The sequence below is a fragment of the Bifidobacterium tissieri genome (assembly GCF_002259645.1).
Classification (GTDB): domain Bacteria; phylum Actinomycetota; class Actinomycetes; order Actinomycetales; family Bifidobacteriaceae; genus Galliscardovia; species Galliscardovia tissieri.
The window spans coordinates 1-18,330 of the sequence record NZ_MWWV01000005.1 but is presented as its reverse complement, the minus strand read 5'-3'; the positions used below and the strand labels follow the sequence as shown (position 1 = coordinate 18,330).

Annotated in this window: 11 protein-coding genes; 4 read left to right on the top strand and 7 right to left on the bottom strand. The window is 62.2% G+C overall.

The annotated features are described in order from the left end of the window. Positions 1 to 918 precede the first annotated feature (918 nt). Complete coding sequence (locus tag BTIS_RS04635) at positions 919 to 2,343, top strand: MATE family efflux transporter (RefSeq protein ID WP_211279427.1); 1,425 nt, start codon at positions 919 to 921, stop codon at positions 2,341 to 2,343. 486 nt (positions 2,344 to 2,829) lie between these two features. On the opposite strand, the gene BTIS_RS04630 is transcribed toward BTIS_RS04635, so the two are convergent. From BTIS_RS04630 to BTIS_RS04610, 5 genes are all read right to left on the bottom strand, one after another. Next, on the bottom strand, positions 2,830 to 4,680 hold the full coding sequence (locus tag BTIS_RS04630; protein WP_094663139.1) for a [protein-PII] uridylyltransferase family protein: 1,851 nt from the start codon (positions 4,678 to 4,680) through the stop codon (positions 2,830 to 2,832). Between the two features lie 192 nt (positions 4,681 to 4,872). Continuing rightward, on the bottom strand, positions 4,873 to 5,211 hold the full coding sequence (locus BTIS_RS04625; protein WP_094663137.1) for a P-II family nitrogen regulator: 339 nt from the start codon (positions 5,209 to 5,211) through the stop codon (positions 4,873 to 4,875). Between the two features lies 1 nt (position 5,212). Beyond that, positions 5,213 to 6,505 (bottom strand): ammonium transporter, encoded by a 1,293-nt coding sequence (locus BTIS_RS04620; RefSeq protein WP_094663135.1) that lies wholly within the window; start codon positions 6,503 to 6,505, stop codon positions 5,213 to 5,215. Positions 6,506 to 7,119: 614 nt separating this feature from the next. Further along, a complete protein-coding gene (gene ftsY / locus BTIS_RS04615) occupies positions 7,120 to 8,466 on the bottom strand; it encodes a signal recognition particle-docking protein FtsY (RefSeq protein WP_169713057.1) in 1,347 nt (448 codons plus the stop codon). 506 nt (positions 8,467 to 8,972) lie between these two features. After that, positions 8,973 to 9,299 carry a hypothetical protein gene (locus tag BTIS_RS04610; protein WP_094663131.1) on the bottom strand — a complete coding sequence of 109 codons (327 nt, stop codon included), beginning with the start codon at positions 9,297 to 9,299 and terminating at the stop codon, positions 8,973 to 8,975. Positions 9,300 to 9,499: 200 nt separating this feature from the next. On the opposite strand from BTIS_RS04610, the gene BTIS_RS04605 reads away from it, so the two are divergent. Continuing rightward, positions 9,500 to 10,288, top strand: coding sequence for a TetR/AcrR family transcriptional regulator (locus tag BTIS_RS04605; protein WP_169713056.1), 789 nt, complete (start codon positions 9,500 to 9,502; stop codon positions 10,286 to 10,288). 400 nt (positions 10,289 to 10,688) lie between these two features. Next, on the top strand, positions 10,689 to 11,738 hold the full coding sequence (locus tag BTIS_RS04600; RefSeq protein WP_094663127.1) for an alpha/beta fold hydrolase: 1,050 nt from the start codon (positions 10,689 to 10,691) through the stop codon (positions 11,736 to 11,738). 230 nt (positions 11,739 to 11,968) lie between these two features. Here the strand turns inward: BTIS_RS04600 and BTIS_RS04595 are convergent, their stop codons facing one another. Together BTIS_RS04595 and BTIS_RS04590 are read right to left on the bottom strand one after the other, a co-directional pair. Beyond that, positions 11,969 to 14,308, bottom strand: a complete 2,340-nt coding sequence (locus tag BTIS_RS04595; protein WP_094663125.1) for a YhgE/Pip domain-containing protein — start codon at positions 14,306 to 14,308, stop codon at positions 11,969 to 11,971. Next, a complete protein-coding gene (locus tag BTIS_RS04590) occupies positions 14,308 to 17,193 on the bottom strand; it encodes a YhgE/Pip domain-containing protein (RefSeq protein ID WP_158216843.1) in 2,886 nt (961 codons plus the stop codon). Before BTIS_RS04590 ends, BTIS_RS04595 begins: the two co-directional genes overlap by 1 nt. A 676-nt stretch (positions 17,194 to 17,869) precedes the next feature. Between BTIS_RS04590 and BTIS_RS04585 the strand changes: the two genes are divergently transcribed. Continuing rightward, a partial coding sequence (locus BTIS_RS04585; protein ID WP_158216842.1) for a helix-turn-helix domain-containing protein occupies positions 17,870 to 18,330 on the top strand: 461 nt, incomplete at its 3' end.

Genomic DNA, 18,330 nt, shown 5'->3' with positions numbered 1-18,330 from the left:
CTCGATTCTTGGCGAATAGAGGCCGTGCGGGCGTTTTCGTATCCGCAGATCTGACAACGACCGGACCGGAGCTTGGTTGTGAACATGGTAAGCGTGCACGGATCCAGTGTGGAGTAAGGCAGCGGGCACCGAGGTATCGCAGCAGGTATTGGTATGGGACTGAACGGGGATGGCATGTTGCGTTTACCGGTGCGTAACCTTGAGCGGAGGATATCCCCAGTCGTACACCGACTTATCCACCGGTTGTGGATAAAAATCGTAAGTTATCCACATTTTAGGCGTGTCCCCGTGGATAATTCACCCACTTTTCCACATCATGGGGATAACTGTGTGGAAAACCTGGGGATAATTCACCGACGTCACCTATCGAAGTTGCCAACATCCAAATATATGGTATTGGGCGCTTCGGGATAAAATCTAACATTTCTTATGTTCGGTTTTTCCTGTTTGATTTGTACGCTGTTGCGGTTGTCGATGACGGCTGAACCGATGCCTATATGGGACTCGCTGTGGATGCGTGCGGGATATAAGACGGAATATATGCGGACGACGATCGCGGTATGCGAGAATGGCGCAGCGTGACGGCGGGTCGCTCTGCAGGAGCGCTCAGCAAGGCGTCCGGCAGGGGGACAGCAGGTAGCAGGACGGCAGGGCGCGCGACCATACGGCAATATGCCGATGCATTGGGTCAGTGCGACGAACGGATCAGCGTGACATGATCTCCTCTGCGGCATGCTCTCCGCTATGACATGATCCTCACGGTCGGTTCCAGCGGCAATTGTTCACTCATTGTTACACGGTCCAGTCTGATGCGAGGACCGGTCCAGTCCGGGACACGATCCAGTCCGGTACGCAGTCCGGTAATACCATAGGCGGAGCGACGATCACGAAGAAATACGGCCTAACGGGAGGGGAGAGATGATGCGGGAAGGGAAACCTGACGAACCGGAAACGGAAACACAGGCAGAAACCGGAAACAATGCCGGGCGAACGACGGATCAGGACCCTACATCGAAAGCCGAACCGGAAACGGGAACCGCGCGGAAACTGGCGGCGCTGGCCATTCCCACCTTCGGGCAGTTGATCGCCGAACCCACGTTCATCCTCATCGACACGGCCATCGTGGGACATATCGGCGACGCGTCGCTGGCAGGACTGTCGATCGGTTCAACCATCATTCTCACCGCCGTGGGCCTGTGTATATTCCTCGCCTACTCCACCACGGCGCAGGTGGCGCATCTGCTCGGCGCAGGCCGAAGGCGCGAGGGACTGCAGGCCGGAATCGACGGTCTCTGGCTCGCCCTGCTGATCGGAGTAGCGCTCGGAGTAGCGCTGTTCGCGTTCGCCGAACCTCTTTGCCATGCGCTCAGAGGGCGCGGCGACGTGCTCGACCAAGCAGTCACCTACACCCGGGCCGTGGTGCTCGGCGCCCCCGGCATGCTGCTCGTCTACGCGGCCAACGGCATCTTCCGCGGCCTGCAAAAAGTACGGATCACTCTGATCGCGGCGGTCAGCGGAGCCGTGGTGAACACACTGCTCGAAGTCCTGTTCGTGCTCGTATTCGGCTGGGGCATCGCCGGATCCGGATCGGCCACGCTGATCGCGCAATGGTTCATGGGACTGTTCCTGGTCGTACCGGCGGTGCTGTGGGCCAAGGCCGACGGCGTCACACTGCGGCCACAACTCGCCGGAATCATGGCGGCCGGCGGGGACGGACTGCCGTTGTTCATCCGCACGCTCGCCATCCGCGCGGCCATGGTGATGACCGTGGCGAGCGCCGCACGCATGGGAACGCACGTACTGGCAGGATTCCAGGCCGTGAACTCGTCGTGGAACTTCGCCATGAACATGCTGGATTCCGTGGGCATCGCCGGGCAGACGCTGGTGGGCTCGGCACTTGGTGCCCGCGACTGGAAGCGTGCCCGGGCCCTGACTCGCAGCACCGGGCGTGCCGGAGCCGTGGTGGGGCTTGGCGTGGGAATCGCGTTCGCCGTGGTGGGGCTGGCGGCGGGACACTTCTTCTCGCCGAATCCGCAGATCCAGCTCCTCACCGCCGTGGGCATGGTCACCATGGGCGTGTTCTTCCCGCTGCAGGGATGGATGATGGCGCTCGATGGCATCCTGATCGGCGCGCGCGACTTCCGGTATCTGGCCGCCACGTGCACCATCACCGCCGTGGCCTACATCGTGGCGCTCGGACTGCTGGTCGCGTTCGGCATTCCGCTGATTCCCGGCGATGTGGCGCGCACTGCCGTGCTGTGGCTCGCCTTCAACGTGGTGCTCATGGGCGGACGTGGCGTGGCCAACGGCCTGCGCGCCCGATCGGACATCTGGATGCGGTAGCCGCCGCGGGCTAACACCCACACCCATGCCCATACCCACACCCACACCCACACCCACACCCACGGTAGTGTGAGCCTCCAACCCGTTAGTGTGAGCTCACACTAACGGCGCATGGCTTCAAAACGTTGAAATTCCAACACCCTCCATTTTTAGTGTGATCACACTAAGGAATTGGCTCGCACTAACTGGCTCGCACAACGTATCGATGCGTCAAACAAGCACCCCACGCCAGCTCCGGTGCTTGTTTGACGTACACACGCGGCAATCAAACACCAGAGATCATCCTCGATGCTCATCGGACGCATATGTACGTCATACAAACATCGGGGAAGCGGCACAGTACTCGAACGACGCACATGTACGTAGAACAAGCATCGGGGAACAGCGTCCGTGCTTGTCTGCCATGCGCATGCAACAAACAAACACCGGAGAACCCATGCGGCGCTTGCATGCTCTGCGCACCACATGCACTCACGCCCCTGCCACTCACGCACCCGCACGAGCACCAGCGGCAGCGGCACGGGCGGCGGAATACATGGCACCCACCAGCGCGGCACGCCACTTGGACCAGCCGTACTTCTTGGTGATGGTCTCCCCCGCCGTGGCACCCAGCGACGACCCATCGGCACGCGTCAGGTCGAACAGCATGTCAAGCATGAGCGGATCGTTCCCCAGCCGCGCGGCCAGCTCATCCACAGCCGCATCGTCATCCGGACTCCTGCCGGACGCGAAGTCGGACAGCGTCAGATGCTCACGCACCAGCGTGGTCGTCATGTCGATCTGATCCTGCGGGAACCCCATACGTTTCATGATCACCGGCACGTGACGCGCGCCCTCCGCCGCATGATCGACGATACGCGGACGCTTGCCGATGTCGTGCAGAACGCCGGCCATGAGCAGCACCGTGTAATGCTCGTCGTCGTAGCGCTCGCCGGTGGGCGACGTGCGGTCGAGTCGTGACGTCACCTCGAGCATGTGCCGGTCGATCGTGTACCGGTGCACTGCGGACACGGACGGACGGTTGCGGATACCCAGCCATTCGGGAATCCAACGGCCCGGAATATCAACGAAATCAAGCTCCTCCCACGTGCGCAGCAGCGCCGGGCCGGTGGCGAGCAGCCGTACGAATGCCGACCGGCTGTCGTCGTTCCAGTCGCGGTCGTGGATCGGGCAGCGTTTGAGATTGGTCAGCGTACCCGGCGCGATGGGCAGATCGTGTTCGGCGGCGGCCACGGCCACGCGCAACGCGAGCGTGCTGTCCGCGCTGGGATCGGCACCAGGTGCGAGTACGGCCTCGCCCTCATGCCGGGCCACGCCGGGCGCGATGATGTCGAATGTCGGCGCTTCACGACGTCCGCCACCGCGCGGCTGGAAGATCTGGAAGAACGAGAATCGCGGCTGTTCATGCGTGAGCGAATGCGCGGCACGCGACGCCGTGGAGTCCAGAGCGAACGCGATGCGACGACCGTATCGCGCCAGGATGGTCTGCATGTTTTCGATGGATTCGGCGGCCCGCTGGTCCTCGTCGGGAATGGTCGGATCGCTCAGACCCATCATGCGTGCCACGTCCACCTGATAGGCGGGCAGCAGCATATTCGTATCCTTGTTCGCGGCCAAGTGGATGCAGTCGCGCACGTCGAGCAGATGTTCCACGGCGTCGTCGTAGCTGCCGTGCGGGCGGTCGGCCAGCCATGACGTGGCGAGCGCGGAGACGAGTACGGTGTCGCGCAGACCGCCGCGCGCCTCCTTGATGTCTGGTTGATTGAGGTACGGCAGCTGGCCGAACCGGTCGAATCGCTGCTTGGCGGAGTCGGTGAGTTCGGGCAGGCGTTTGCGTGCGGCCTTGCGCCAGCGTTCGAGTATCGAGTCGGCGGTTTTTCGGATCAGTTCGGTGTCGCCGGCCACGGGCATCACGTCGAGCCAGCCCATGGCGGCGGGCAGATCGTTGTCGGTGACGGCTTCGCATTGCTGACGTGTGCGTACGGAATGGTCGAGGTCGAGTCCGGAATCCCACAGCGGATACCAGAGTTTGTCGGCGAGCGTGGTCACATTATGGTCGTTGATCGCATGCGGATCGTAGATGATGACCAGATCGAGGTCGGAGCAGGGGCCGATCTGTCGTCGGGCGAGCGAGCCGACCGCGGCGAGTCCCACGCCGTGATCCGGGGCGTCGGCGCCCATGGATGCGATGGCGTCCGACCAGAGTTGCCGTAATGATTCGAGGACGATCTCCACGCGGGCGGCACGTTTTGCCGCGCCGTTGCGGTAGACGCCGTCGTCGTCGGGCTGACTGGCGGCCACCAGTCGTGTTTTGAGCCCATCAACCGCAGAAGCCAATTGTTCTCCTTAGAACGTAAGAACTGAGAAAAATCGTGAGGGAAATCACGATGACAATCACAACAAACGAAAACGGATGGAATGGATATGGAAAATATGGAATGGGTATGGAAAATCCCCGTGGCGGACGAGCCGTCACGGGGACTGTTTTCACCAATCAGAGCGGTGTGGGAACCGTCCTGAAATCCTGGATCAGATCGCGGCGGAACCCGTTTCGCCGGTGCGGACTCGGGTGACCGAGTCGAGCGGGGCGACCCAGATCTTGCCGTCACCGATGGTGCCGGTGCCTGCGGCCTTGGAGATCACGTCGACCAGGGTCTCGGCGTCGGCGTCGTCGGACAGCACCTCGACGCGGATCTTCGGGATCAGGTCGACGGTGTATTCGGCACCACGGTAGATCTCGGTGTGGCCGCGCTGACGGCCGTAGCCGTTGGCCTCGGAGACGGTCAGACCGTGCACGCCTGCGGCGGCGAGCGCTTCCTTGACCTCGTCGAGCTTATGAGGCTGGATGATTGCGGTAATGAGCTTCATTTCACTTCACTCCCTTCAGGATGGAGCTGGCGGTACCAGCGAAATCGTAAGCACGCTCACCCTGATCGGCCAAGTCGACACCGCCGACTTCCTGGGCCTCGGTGACGCGCCAGCCGACGGTCTTCTCAAGGGCGAAGGAGATGATCGCGGTGAGCACGCCGGAGTAGAGGATGGCGACCAGTGCGATGACGATCTGCACGAGCAGCTGCTTGTAGTCGCCACCGGCGAACAGGCCGGTGCCTTCGCCGAAGAAGCCGATGAGGATGGTACCGGTGAGACCACCGACGCCGTGCACGCCGACCACGTCGAGCGAGTCATCGTAGCCGAGCTTGAACTTCAGACCGACAGCGAAACAGCAGAGGATACCGGCGATGAAGCCGAGGACCATGGCCCACAGCGGGGAGACCACATCGGCGGCCGGGGTGATGGCGACCAGACCGGCGACCATACCCGAAGCGGCGCCCATGGCGGTGTAGTGGCCGGAGCGGATCTTCTCGGTGAACAGCCAGCCGAGCGTTGCGGCGGAGGTGGCGGCGGTGGTGGAAACCCACGTGTAGCCGGCAACGCCGTTGGCGGCGAAGGCGGAACCGGCGTTGAAGCCGAACCAGCCGAACCACAGCAGGAAGGCACCGAGCATCACGAACGGAACGTTGTGCGGACGGAACGGCTCCTTGGCGAAGCCCTTGCGCTTGCCGATGATCAGCACGGTGACAAGAGCGGCGGTTGCGGCGTTGATGTGAACGACCGTACCACCTGCGAAATCATGCGCCGCGGCGCCGATGGCCTGGGAGATGGCGCCGTCGGGAGACAGCAGACCGTGGTTCCACACCATGTGGGCCATAGGAGCGTATACGAACGTGATCCACAGGGCCACGAAGATCATCCACGTGCTGAACTTGATGCGCTCGGCGAGGGCACCGGTGATCAGCGCGACGGTGATCATGGCGAACGTGACCTGGAATGCGACGTTGATGCTCGGCGGGTATGCCGCATCGGCACCGCCGTCAACCGAGCCCCAGACGCCGTCGGTGGCGACCATCGTGTCCTTCAGCAGGAATCCGGTGGCGGGATCACCGAAAATACCGCCGATGTCAGTGCCGGCGTAGGCGATCGACCAGCCCCAGAACGTCCACACGACGCCGGTCACGGCCAGAGCCGCCGTGGACAGCATCAGCATGTTCAGCACGGCCTTGGCACGAACCATGCCGCCGTAGAAGAACGCCACACCAGGCGTCATGAGGAAAACCAAGGACGCTGAAGTCAACATCCATGCTGCATTGCCTGCGTCACCCATGTCTACCTCCCTCTCTGCAGGTCGCTCGGCCCTGCACGCGCCGGCGATCCTGTTCATATGAGCCGGGCGAACCCGACTGAAAGTAACCTATTTCGACTTTCATGACGTGTGACGATCGGTATGCGTTGTGCGCGGTCGATGTCGCAAGTCGGGTCATGAAAGCCAACGGTTGTATGAAACGACGCTTGGATTACCCGCTCGATTACATAGTGTTACGGAGGTGTTAACCGGAACTGAGACCGTTACATAGGCTCAGACTATGGAAAACGCAATGGCACCATGGCGTTCACCACGATATTCGGAGGAGTTGGGGGGCGAGTTCGGGTCCGTGACCCCAATTGCTATTTGTTATTTCGCGTTCTGTGCAGTCCAGCACCTACGCCGACATCAATTTTCGAGTTCTGAAGTAATTACGGCTCTTTGCAGAACTTGGAGATTGCTGATATCACCTCATTCCGGCATCGGGCCCACACAGCCACTGTCACAAGGCTGGATACCGGTTATAGCTGTCGTCGGTCCCTGGCCGGTGAAATGCAAACGTCCCGTTCACGAAGGACTGGTGTCGCTGTGAACGGGACGTTGGTGTTGAAAGGGTCCGGGCCAGGAACCCCGGCTCAGCCGAGGATGCCGTCGACGAAGCCTTCGGGGTCGAACGGGGCCAGATCGTCCGGGCCTTCGCCGAGGCCGACGAGCTTGACCGGCACGCCCAGCGCCTTCTGCACGCTGATCACGATGCCGCCCTTGGCCGAACCGTCGAGCTTGGTGAGCACGATGCCGGTGATGCCGATCACCTCGGCGAACACCTTGGCCTGGGTCATGCCGTTCTGGCCGGTGGTGGCGTCGAGGACGAGGAGCACCTCCTCCACGGGCAGCGTCTTCTCGGTGACGCGGCGGATCTTGCCCAGCTCGTCCATCAGATTCGACTTGTTCTGCAGACGTCCGGCGGTGTCGATGATGAGCACGTCGGCGTTCTGCTCCTTGGCGACCTTGGCGGCTTCGAACGCGACGGAAGCCGGGTCGGCGCCGTCCTTGTCGCTGCGGACCACGGGCACGCCGACGCGGCTGCCCCACGTCTCGAGCTGATCGGCGGCGGCGGCACGGAATGTATCGGCGGCACCCATGACCACCTTCTTGTTCTCGGCCACGAACAGACGGGCCAGCTTGCCGGCGGTGGTGGTCTTGCCGGTGCCGTTCACGCCCACCATGATGATGACGGACGGGCCGGCGCCGGTCGGACGGGGGCGGGAGGCGACCAGCGAGCGGTCCATGTCACGGCCCACGAGGTCGAGCAGCTTCTCGCGCAGCATGGCGCGCACGGCCTCCGGGTCCTTTTCGCCGGTGATGCGGGCGTCCTTGCGCAGCTCGTCGACCAGCTGTTCGCTGGCTTCGGCACCCACGTCGGCGAGCAGCAGCGTATCCTCCACGTCCTCCCAATCGGACTCGGAGAGATTGTCCTGCGTAAGAATGGAGAACAGGGCCTTGCCGAACGGGTTCGCGCTCTTGGCCAGACGGGCCTTGAGGCGTTCAAAGCGGGAAGCTGCCGGCTCGGGCTTGGCGATGGGAGCGGGCTCGGACTCAGGGACCGGGGCCGGCTCAGGCTCAGCGGCGGAGGCAGAGGCAGAGGCGTCCAGCTCGGATTCGGAAGCCGATCCCGGCGCAGCACCCGGCTTGGCCTTCTCAGCGGCGTCCAGCTCGGCGGTTGGGACCTCGGATCGGGCCGCGAGCTTCCCCTCGGTCTCAGGCTCGGATTCCTCGCGAGCTTCGGCGGCGGATTCATCAGCCGCCTTCTTCTCCGCCGTTGCGGCGGGCTCGGTCCGGGCCGCCGGTGTCGGCTCAGGCTGCACGGCCGGAACCGCCGGCGCCGGAGCCTCGGCGGGAGTACCCTTCTTCTTCATTACCACGGCAACAACGGCCGCAATGATCACCACGGCGACAACGCCAAGGATAATCCACAATGTCATTTGATCCATGCCTTCACCCTAACATCGGCGGAAGAAACGCCCGACCGACCGATTCGGCTAGTTGACGGCAAATCCAAGTCAGGCACAACCAGGGTCCCCCACCACCCGAGGCCCGGTGCCCCGCGGCTTCGGCACCAATCTTCGAGTTCTGTGCGGATTCAGCCCCTGTGCGGACACCAATCTGCAAGTTCTGTGCGGACAACGGCGAGAAAACGAAGTATGTGTCTTGAAATTCCAACGCCTCTACTCAGGTTTTCCCATTCTCGACGCACAGAACTTGAAGATTGATGTCTGCAAGCCCCCGCAATCCGCACAGAACTCGAAGATAGAACCCAACCCCTAGAATCCGGCCCCGACGTTCAGTCCATATTGCCCACGCGCACACAGCTGAGCCGAATATCGATGCCCGGAGAAACACGCACCATGGTCACGTCTGATTCACTGCACCGTTTCACTGCACCGTTAGTGCTAGCGCTCTATTAACGCTCTATCGGATCGTTCTGGCCCTACTTGCCGTCGCCGCCCTCAGGCTCATCATGCTCATCGAGCCCATCGGCGCGACGCATGCCGTGGACCTCCACCACGGAGGAATGATTCACATACACCGGCGTCTCGGACGTGGACTCATGATTGGAAGCCCCCCGCTTCGCGTCACCCGACGGCTGAAACGCCACCTTGGTGCTCACCACGCGCGGCTTGTGTTCCTCGTTCCGCTTGTCGTAGCTGTAGAAGAAGTCAGTACGGTGCGCATCCTGTCGGGCGTAGCGCAACACGGCAACAACGAGCACGACGACAAGGACGATCCAGAACAGAAACACGAGGAGCATGGGCATAGGATTAATTCTCTCAGCAGCCGCGACTTTTCCCCCGTCAACACCCATAATCATCGCTGATTGTCTACATCCCGAGACAAACGTTGAACCACCTCCCCTGACACCCACCAAAACCTCTGACATCAGACCAGTATTCACACCCCCATCCACCCGAGTCAAACCGGCGTGAAACACTAAAGATCATGAGCGGAACAGGCAGAATGACGGCATTGCAGAGGCGCGAACAACTCATCACCGTAGGGCGCTCGCTGTTCGCGGCCAAGGGGTTCGAGGCAGTGAGCGTGGAGGAGATCGCCGCCACGGCCAAGGTCAGCAAACCGATCGTATACGAGCATTTCGGCGGCAAGGAAGGGCTGTACGCCGTGGTGGTGGACCGCGAGATGCAGACGCTCACGGGCGCGATGATGGACACGCTCGCCGCGCCAGCCCAGGGCTCGCGGCAGATCGTGGAGAACGCGGCCATGGCGTTCCTCAACTACATCGAGGAGCACACCGAAGGATTCCAGGTGCTCGCGCGCGATCGGCCGACCACCGATCCGTCCGGCTCGTTCAACTCCCTGCTCGGCGACGTGAGCATCCGCGTGGAGGACCTGCTCGTGCGCGCATTCAAACGGCACAAGATCCCCGCCAAGGGCGTGCCCTACTACGCGCAGATGCTCGTCGGCCTCATGGTGTTCACCGGCCAGTACTGGGCCACACATCGCAAGATGAGCAAGGAGCAGCTCGCCGCGTACATCGTGAATCTGGCATGGAACGGCCTGTCCCGCATGGAGGCCAAACCCCAGCTGCGATACGTGGGCGACGCCGACCGCCGAAAGCGCCGCGACGAGTCGACAACGGACAGTCGCGAAACAGACGACCACGAAGACCATGAAACGAACAGCCCCTATAGCGGGCACGACGACGGCGCTGAAAACGTCAGTACCACCGAACACATCGACGCCAACCCCGATGACAACGACACCTCGACTCACACAATAGACGAATAGGCGACGTTCCCGTGCGGTCTCGTCTCGGCGATATTGCAAGGATTCTCTTTCATCATGCCGTGCGGGACGACGAACAATCCGGTGTGCGGACAATCGGGCAGTCGGATACGTGCGACGGGAATGTCGATCCTATCATCCGGCATTCCCGCTGAAATGAGAGGAATAAGAGGGCTGGGTTCGCCGCATACAGGACACCACGGCAACGCTTCCCGTTGAACTGAAATGCCGGCTTTCGCATATTCTTGTCAACTTCCTACCAGCGGGAAACGGGAAAACGGTTCCGGCACCCAAGACCCAGCACAACCCCACAAACAAGGACCTGGTTCCCGATCGCCCGTCCATGAAACAACTCATGGATAAAGTCCGACGGCATGTCAGCCCCCACGGTAGGCTCGAAAGCATGGAAGTGCAGTTGATCGACGACCGTCATTACGCCGAAACCATGGACCGGACCGTGCTGCCCGCACTGGCCGCATGCCGCAGGGAAGGATGGATGGAGCCGTCGCGCGCCCACACCATTCCGGCACCAACGCCCGGCAAACTACACTACGTGTGCTACGACTCCGCCAAATTCGACGCCATACGGGAAAATGGTGCCACGGCGACATTCCGCGGCGCGGTCGTAATCTCGCATGGATTCACCGAATTCGCGGAACGATTCGCGGAACTCGCCTGGTATCTGCTACTCGACGGGTTCAGCGTGTGCATTCTCGAACATCGCGGTCACGGATACTCGCCACGCGACGTGGACAACGAAAGCCTGGTGTGGATCGACGACTGGCACCGATACGTGGACGATCTCGCGAAGTTCTGCTCCACCATCGGTCAGGACTACGCGCTTGGACAGCCGATCTACCTGTATGGGCATTCCATGGGCGGAGGAATCGCGGCAGCAATGTTGGAACGCTATCCCACGATCATCGACAAGGCGGTGCTCAGCGCGCCCATGATCGCACTGAAATCCGGCATGCCGCTCTGGATCGCGCCCACGGTGGCGGAACTCGCCTGCGCAATCGGACTCGGACAGCACGCCGCACCCGGGCAGAAGGCGTTCAGCGAGGACTTCGACGAGGACTTCTACCGCACGCTGAGTCTGCCGCGCGCTCGCTGGGTGCACGATCTGCGGCTCAAGCATCCGGAATATCACACGAGTGCGGCCACGTTCGGCTGGGTGCGCGAGGGACTGCGCATGTACAAGTCGATCATGCGGCAGTCGGCGTGCGAGCAGGTGGAGACGCCGCTGCTGATCTTCCAAGCGGAGAATGACACGTACGTGCTGCCCAAGCCGCAGAACAAGTTCGCGGCGCAGGTGCGGGCCGGCGGGTGCCCGGTGCAGCTGGTGCGGCTGGTGGGGTCGCGTCACGAAATGACCACCGAGCGCAACGAGATCATGCAGCAGTATGTGAAGCGCATCCTTGAGTTCCTGCATACGCCGCTGACGGAGGAGTGAGGCCGTGGTGCACGCGTGAGTGCGTCACACGGGCCGGGTTGTTGCGTTACGTGGGCCGCGTGCGTTACGTGGGCCGTTAGCCGGGCCGCGCACGGCCCACGTAACGTATCAACAAATCGTTGGAATTGCAACGTTTTTACCAACTGTTACGTGGGCCGCGCACGGCCCACGTTACGTGACCGCGGCCCACGTAACGCAACCGGCAACCGGCAAGCCGGCCCACGTGACGCCTACATGAGTTTCGTGCTTTCGAGGTTGCGGATGATCCAGTCGTTGAGGCGGATCACGGGCTTGCGCAGCACCAGTCCCAGCAGCAGCGACGGCACGATGAACGCGGCCAACAGCGCCGTCTCACGCCAGAACTCCGCACCGAACGCGCCCGCCATGGCCGCATGCATGGCCGCGATGCCGTGCGGGAACGGCAGGAACGGGTAGAGCGCGCGGAACACTGGCGGCAGCGTTTCGATCGGGAACGTGCCACCCGAACCGGCCACCTGCATCACGAGCAGCACCACCGCGATCGCCTTGCCGATATCGCCGAACGACAGCGCCAGCGTGTACGTGATGTTGGAGAACACGATCGCCGCCACCTCGCACACGAGCAGGAACTGCAGTGGATGCTCGCTCTGGATACCGAGATAATACAGGTCGCCAAGTCCCACCAGCGCACCCTGCAGCAGCGCGAGCAGCATGAAGAACAGATAGCGTCCGAAATACTGCTGGTGCAGACGCAGTCGCGGCGCGCCCGTGGCGGCGAGCACCTCCTTACGCCCGCGATCGCTCATGGCCACCTTCATCATGGCGACGAGCACGATCGACCCCACCCAGATGGCGAGGATCGTGTAGAACGGCGCCATGGCCGAACCGTAGTTGGCGATGTGGTAGACGGCCACGCGGTTCACGCTCACCGGCGACGACAACAGCGTGGCGAGCGCGTCGGGGTCGAGATTGGCGAGCTGATCGAGTTGCGCGGACGTCAACGAATCCGTGGACGAGGACAAGTCCCCGTTCGAGTCGGACTGCGTACCGTTCGCGCCGTTCGCGCCGGCATCACCGGTTCCAGTTCCGTCCCCACTCCCTGCGATCCCCGCGATCTGCTTGCCCAGTTCGTGCATGCTGTCCCCCGCCGAGGCGAGTCGCCGGGTGGCACTGTCGAGGATCTTGCGAATGCCGGCGATCGACGTGTTGGCGCTGCCGGAGACGTTCTTCAGATCATTCACCGTGGCGCTCACGCCGTCGGCCACACCGCGGGTCTGCGAGTTCACGGTGTCGATGGAGTCGGCGAGCGCGGCGAGTTTCGGCTTGAGTCCGCTGTCGTATGTGTTGCGTACGTCGGTGACGGATTTCTTGGCATCGGCGATCTGGTTCTTGAGATCGTTGCGTTTGGCGGTGACGTCGTCGCTGGTGCCGTTGATCGTGCCGGCGGCGTTGGAGAGCTGTCCGGCGAGATCCTTCTGCGCCTTCTGCGCGTTGGTCACGGCGGTGATGGCGTCGTCAAGCGCGGTCTGCACATCGCCGTTCGCACCACCAGCACCACCCGAACCACCCGAACCACCCGAACCACCGGTCGCGTTCTTCATATCGTTGAGCGCGTCGATCAGCGACTGATATCCGTCCGCCGCACTGGACACCTTGCCGGACAGATCGGTCAGCTGCTTCCCCGCCTCGTCCGACTGCGTGCCGATCGCGTCGAATGCGGTGTCGATCTGACCGCTCACCGAATCGTAGCTTTGCTCACTGCGACTGAGCGCCGCACTCAACGTGTTCGCCGCACCGGACAGTGCGCCATCCAGCGATTTCACGCCGTCCTGCGCCTGATTCAGTCCGTTTTTCGCGTCGGCGACCGCACTCCCGGACGAGTTGATCAGGTTCGACGTGGAGTCGATGATGCCCTCGGTCGCGCCGAGCAGTTTCGAATACGACGCGGTCTGCGCGGACGCGGACGCGAGCTGGTCGCCCATCGCGTTGATGTGCCCGGTCGCGTTGGCCACATAATTCTGCATCTGGTCGCTTTGCGCGTATTTGGCGAGCGTGGTGGCCAGGTCGAGTCCCACCTGTCCGATGGTTTTGGCGAAGGTGCTGTCGATCTGATTGGTGATCGTGTCGGCACCTTCGTCGGTGACGTGCGGCGCGATGGCGTTGATCTTCTCGTTCGTGTAGTACTTGAGTTTCGCGTGCTTCACCTTGGGCGAGAACAGGGTCATCATGTCGGCGCTGAAGCTTTCGGGAATCACGATGGCCGCGTAATAGTCGCCGGAGCGCACGCCGTCCTCGGCCTTGTCGGGGTCGGTGAACACCCAGTCGAGCTGATGGTTGGCGCGCAGCGTGGAGATCACGGTCTCACCCACGTTGATTTTCACGGGAATGAGGTCGGATTGGTATCCCTTGTCGGCGCTGGCGACGGCAACTTTCAGACTGGCGGTGTTGCTGTACGGATCCCAGCTGGCGGCGATGTTGAACCATGCGTACAGCGATGGAACGATCACCAGACCCATCGTCACGATCACACCGATCACGTTGCTGACGGCGTTGCGCACGTCACGGATGAAGATCTGCAGGATGTTGCGCATCAGCGGGTCTCCTTTCCGTCGTGAGTGCCGTTCGCATTGCCGTCGCAAGTGCCGTTTGCACCGCCATGACCGCTGCCATGCGATGCGGCCGTACTGTCATGCACACCACTGTCATGCGCATCGTCGATCGGCTCGCCGGGCGTGGCCTGCCGGGCGGCACGCAGTGCCTTGAACACATCGTCGTTCTCCGGATCATCCGCACCCGAACCCGCACCGGCAGCGTGCGCACCCGCACCAGCCGAACCAGCACCAGCCGAACCAGCACCACCGGCCGTATGCGCGCCGTGATGTCGACCACCCAAATCCGGCAGTGACGGCATCGGCGGAATCGGCAACGACGGCAACGGAATATGGAATCGACGGGACATCGCCTTGCGCAGCGCATCGCTGTCCATCGCACTGATGCCCAACTGACGCGCGAAGCTTTCATACATGTATTCCACGACGATCAGATAGATGTCGATGAGGATGATCGACGTGATCCACGCGGTAAGCATCACGATCTTCGACTCCACGCTGAACATCAGCACCAGGAACAGGGCCGGCAGCACGATGATCAGCGCGAGTCCCGCACGGATCAGATGCGGATACAGCTTGAAGAAGCGGTGCGCGCGGCGGCGGATCTGCGGACGGACCTCGTCCACGCCCATGAGCAGTTTGATCACCGACGTGAGCTTGAACCGTTCGTTGAGCATGTTGTTCTTCTCGGCCACCATCAGATCCGTGGCGCCGAGGCGACGGTCGAACAGCGCGTTGAGGTTGAGCAGGTACGGGCGGGCCACGAGTCCGAGCATCAGCGCGCCGGCGAGGAACCAGAGCAGCGAACCGAGATCGTGCCAGTAGTGCGAGCCGTATGCGCCGCCGATCGTCTCGCGCATGGCGTTGATGCCGTAGGTGAACGGCAGGAACGGATAGAGATTACGGAAGAAGTCGGGCATCATTTCGATCGGATACATGCCCGACGATCCGGGGATCTGAATGATCACGAGGATCACGGCCACGGCCTTGCCGATGTGCTTGAGCGATGCGGCGAGCGCGTAGATCACGTTCACGTAGACGAATGAGATCACGAGTCCGGAGAACACGAACGCCACCGGATTCTTGCATTGGATGCCGATGATCAGATCGCCGATGGTGACGATGAGCGCCTGCATGAGGCCCACGCTGACGAGCAGCAGTCCGCGGCCGATGTAGGCCTGCATGGCGTTGACGCGCTTGCCGTGGTTCAGGCCTTCCTTATCGACTTCGAGCTTGTAGATGGCGATGAGCACGAATCCGCCCACCCAGAGCGCCAGGTTCGTATAGAACGGGGTGACGGCCGAACCGTAGTTGGCCACGGGGTACACGGTGGTGGTGACGAGGTTGACGGGTGAGGCCATGAACGCGCCGGCCTCGGTGGCGTTGAGGTTGAGCCGGGTGTTGAGCTGCTGCCAGATGTCGGAGCTTTCGAGTGCGGCCAGATCGGTGCGGGTGGTGTCGAGGCCGGTTTTGACGTCGTTGAGGGATTTGCCGGTGTCGGCGAGCGTGGATTTGGTGCTGGTGAGTGTGGATTTGAGTTGTTTGATGATGGTTTGCGTCTGGCCGATGGTGGAGTTGAGTCCGCCGAGCGTGCCGCCCATGCTGCCGGTGGACGCGGAGAACGAGTCCATGGCGGCGAGGAGCGATGGCATGACGGTGGTGTTGAGGTTGCCGCGCGTATCGGTGAGCGTGGCGACGCCGTTCTGGGTGAGAGTGGTCACGCCGTTGGCCATGCTCTGGGTGGCGGTGATGCCGGAGCCGGTAATGGTGGATGCGCTGTTGCGGAAGTTGGTGGCCTGATTCTGCTGGTCGACGAGCTGGTTGTCGAGCTTGTCGAGTTGGTCGAGGATGTTCTGTTTCTGCGCGGCCGGGAGGTTGGCGTTGTTGACGGTCTGCCGCACGTTCGAGATGGCTTGTCGACCTTGGGAGAGCGCGGAATCCTGGCCGTTCAGCGTCTGGTCGATGGTGGTCTGCACGGTGGTGAACCCGCCGCTGATGCCGCCCGCCGCGTTGTTGGCCGAGACCTCGAGTCCGCTGAGGTTGACGGCGGCGGTGCCGAGCGTGGAGTCGAGGGTGTTGGCGAAGCCGAGTGATTCCTTGCGGGTTTCGCCGAGTGCGGTGTTGGCGTTGGCGAGGGCGGTCTGGGTGCTGGTGAGTTGGTTGGTCAGCGCGGTGAGTGTGGTGTTGGCGTCGTCGAGCGCCTTGGTGGAGGCGTCGATGGTTGCTGCGGTGTCGGTCATCGCCTTCTGCGCGTCGGCGAGGTCGGTGGAGGCTTGGTCGAGGTCATTGTCGATTGCGGTGCGAGTGTCGCCGGCCTTGTCGCTGGTATTCGCGGCGGCTTGTTTCACCGCGTTGACCACGGTGGTGGCGACGGTGGAGATGAAGGTCTGGTTGACCTGTTCGTCGATCGTGCTGGCACCGGTGTCGGTGATCTTGGGGGCGATCGCGTTTTTCTTTTCGTTGACGTAATAGGTGATCCTCGGCTGACCGGAACCTTCGATCGTGTTGACGAGTTGCGCGCTGAAATCCTTGGGGATCACGATGGCGGCGTAATATTCGCCGGATTCCACGCCGGCCTTGGCCTGGGTTTCGCTGACGAACCGCCAGCCGAGATCATGATTGGCCTTGAGCTGCTGTTCGACCTGTTCGCCGGCGTTGAGTTTGCCGACCAGATCGTTGTGGGTGCCGGCATCCGTATTCGCGACGGCCACCTGGATGTTGCCGGTGTTCGAATACGGGTCCCAGTTGGCGACGATGTTGAACCACGCGTACAGGGATGGGATGAGCGCAACGCCGAGCGTGATGACAATGGCGACGGGATTTCTGAGGAGTCGAAGAACGTCTCGTGTGAAAATCCGCCCGATCATGCGCATCTACCGCCTCCGACCATCAGTCGCTTCGGCCATCTGCCGTTCGCATCGGATGATGACGATGATTGGGTGTGGCGGCGCGGGCGGTCGGCCCAGCAGTCGCCGGCCCCGTAGTCGCCAATCCAAAGTCAGTATAATTCCACAGGCCGGATCGAGGTGGACCTGATTTCGACTCTCAGCATGATTCGCCGATTCTCTTGACAACTAGGCATCGGGTGTTGATTCTGTGGGTGGGATCGGGGTCGGTCGACGCGGACCACCGCAGCTGACGTCACGCGGGCCGGGTTTTACCGTCACACGGGCCGGGTTACGTCACACGGGACGGGCACCCAAAATAAGCCGTCATGAAGAACGTTGAAATTGCAACGTTTTTGAGCGATCGTCACACGGGCCGCCCGTCCCACGTGACGCGCCTCGGCCCACGTGACGCAATTTCATACAGTCATACGGCGACCAGCACACCACATCCCACATCCCAAAATATGCCCGCATACCGAACACCACTCTCCCTTAGTGTGATCACACTAAAAAAGAGCGGTGTTGGAATTGCAACGTGTCTAGTTCGAGCGGATAGTTGACGTATGTCTCGGGGGATGGTTGACGGGGTGTCCTAGGGCATGGTTGACGTATGTCTCGGGGCATGGTTTACAGGTCGGTGCTGGTTGATTGGTGTATGGACACACAATCACAGCAGCAGACACCAGCGCATTCCAATGATGATGGCCCCGCGGCCCGTAGCGAGTTCCTGCGCAACAAAGCCATCGTCAACGCGATCCTCGCGGGCATGCCGGTCGCCGAGGCCGCCCGGCGCCACGGCGTCACCAGGCAGTGGGCGAACGAGCTGAGACGCAGGTACGGCGAGGAGGGAGAGAAAGGTCTCCTGCCCCGCTCCAGGCGCGCGCGCCGTATCGCCAACAGGACCGGGAAGGAGACCAGGGAGCGGATCGTCGCGCTCCGGCGCGAGCTGGACGCCGCCGGTCTGGACTCGGGGCCGGAGTCCATCGCCGCCAGGCTGGAGCGCGAGGGCGTCAGGCCTCCGGCGAACTCCACGATCCACCGCATCCTCAAGCAGGCGGGCCTGGTGCGCCCCGAGCCGAGGAAGCGGCCCAGGTCCTCGTACGCGAGGTTCGAGGC

Coding starts and splice junctions, on each gene's coding strand:
- BTIS_RS04610 (WP_094663131.1), bottom strand. CDS start 9,299: ATGCCCATGCTCCTCGTGTTTCTGTTCTGGATCGTCCTTGTCGTCGTG.
- BTIS_RS04600 (WP_094663127.1), top strand. CDS start 10,689: ATGGAAGTGCAGTTGATCGACGACCGTCATTACGCCGAAACCATGGAC.
- BTIS_RS04620 (WP_094663135.1), bottom strand. CDS start 6,505: ATGGGTGACGCAGGCAATGCAGCATGGATGTTGACTTCAGCGTCCTTG.
- BTIS_RS04635 (WP_211279427.1), top strand. CDS start 919: ATGATGCGGGAAGGGAAACCTGACGAACCGGAAACGGAAACACAGGCA.
- BTIS_RS04625 (WP_094663137.1), bottom strand. CDS start 5,211: ATGAAGCTCATTACCGCAATCATCCAGCCTCATAAGCTCGACGAGGTC.
- BTIS_RS04590 (WP_158216843.1), bottom strand. CDS start 17,193: ATGATCGGGCGGATTTTCACACGAGACGTTCTTCGACTCCTCAGAAAT.
- ftsY (WP_169713057.1), bottom strand. CDS start 8,466: ATGACATTGTGGATTATCCTTGGCGTTGTCGCCGTGGTGATCATTGCG.
- BTIS_RS04595 (WP_094663125.1), bottom strand. CDS start 14,308: ATGCGCAACATCCTGCAGATCTTCATCCGTGACGTGCGCAACGCCGTC.
- BTIS_RS04605 (WP_169713056.1), top strand. CDS start 9,500: ATGACGGCATTGCAGAGGCGCGAACAACTCATCACCGTAGGGCGCTCG.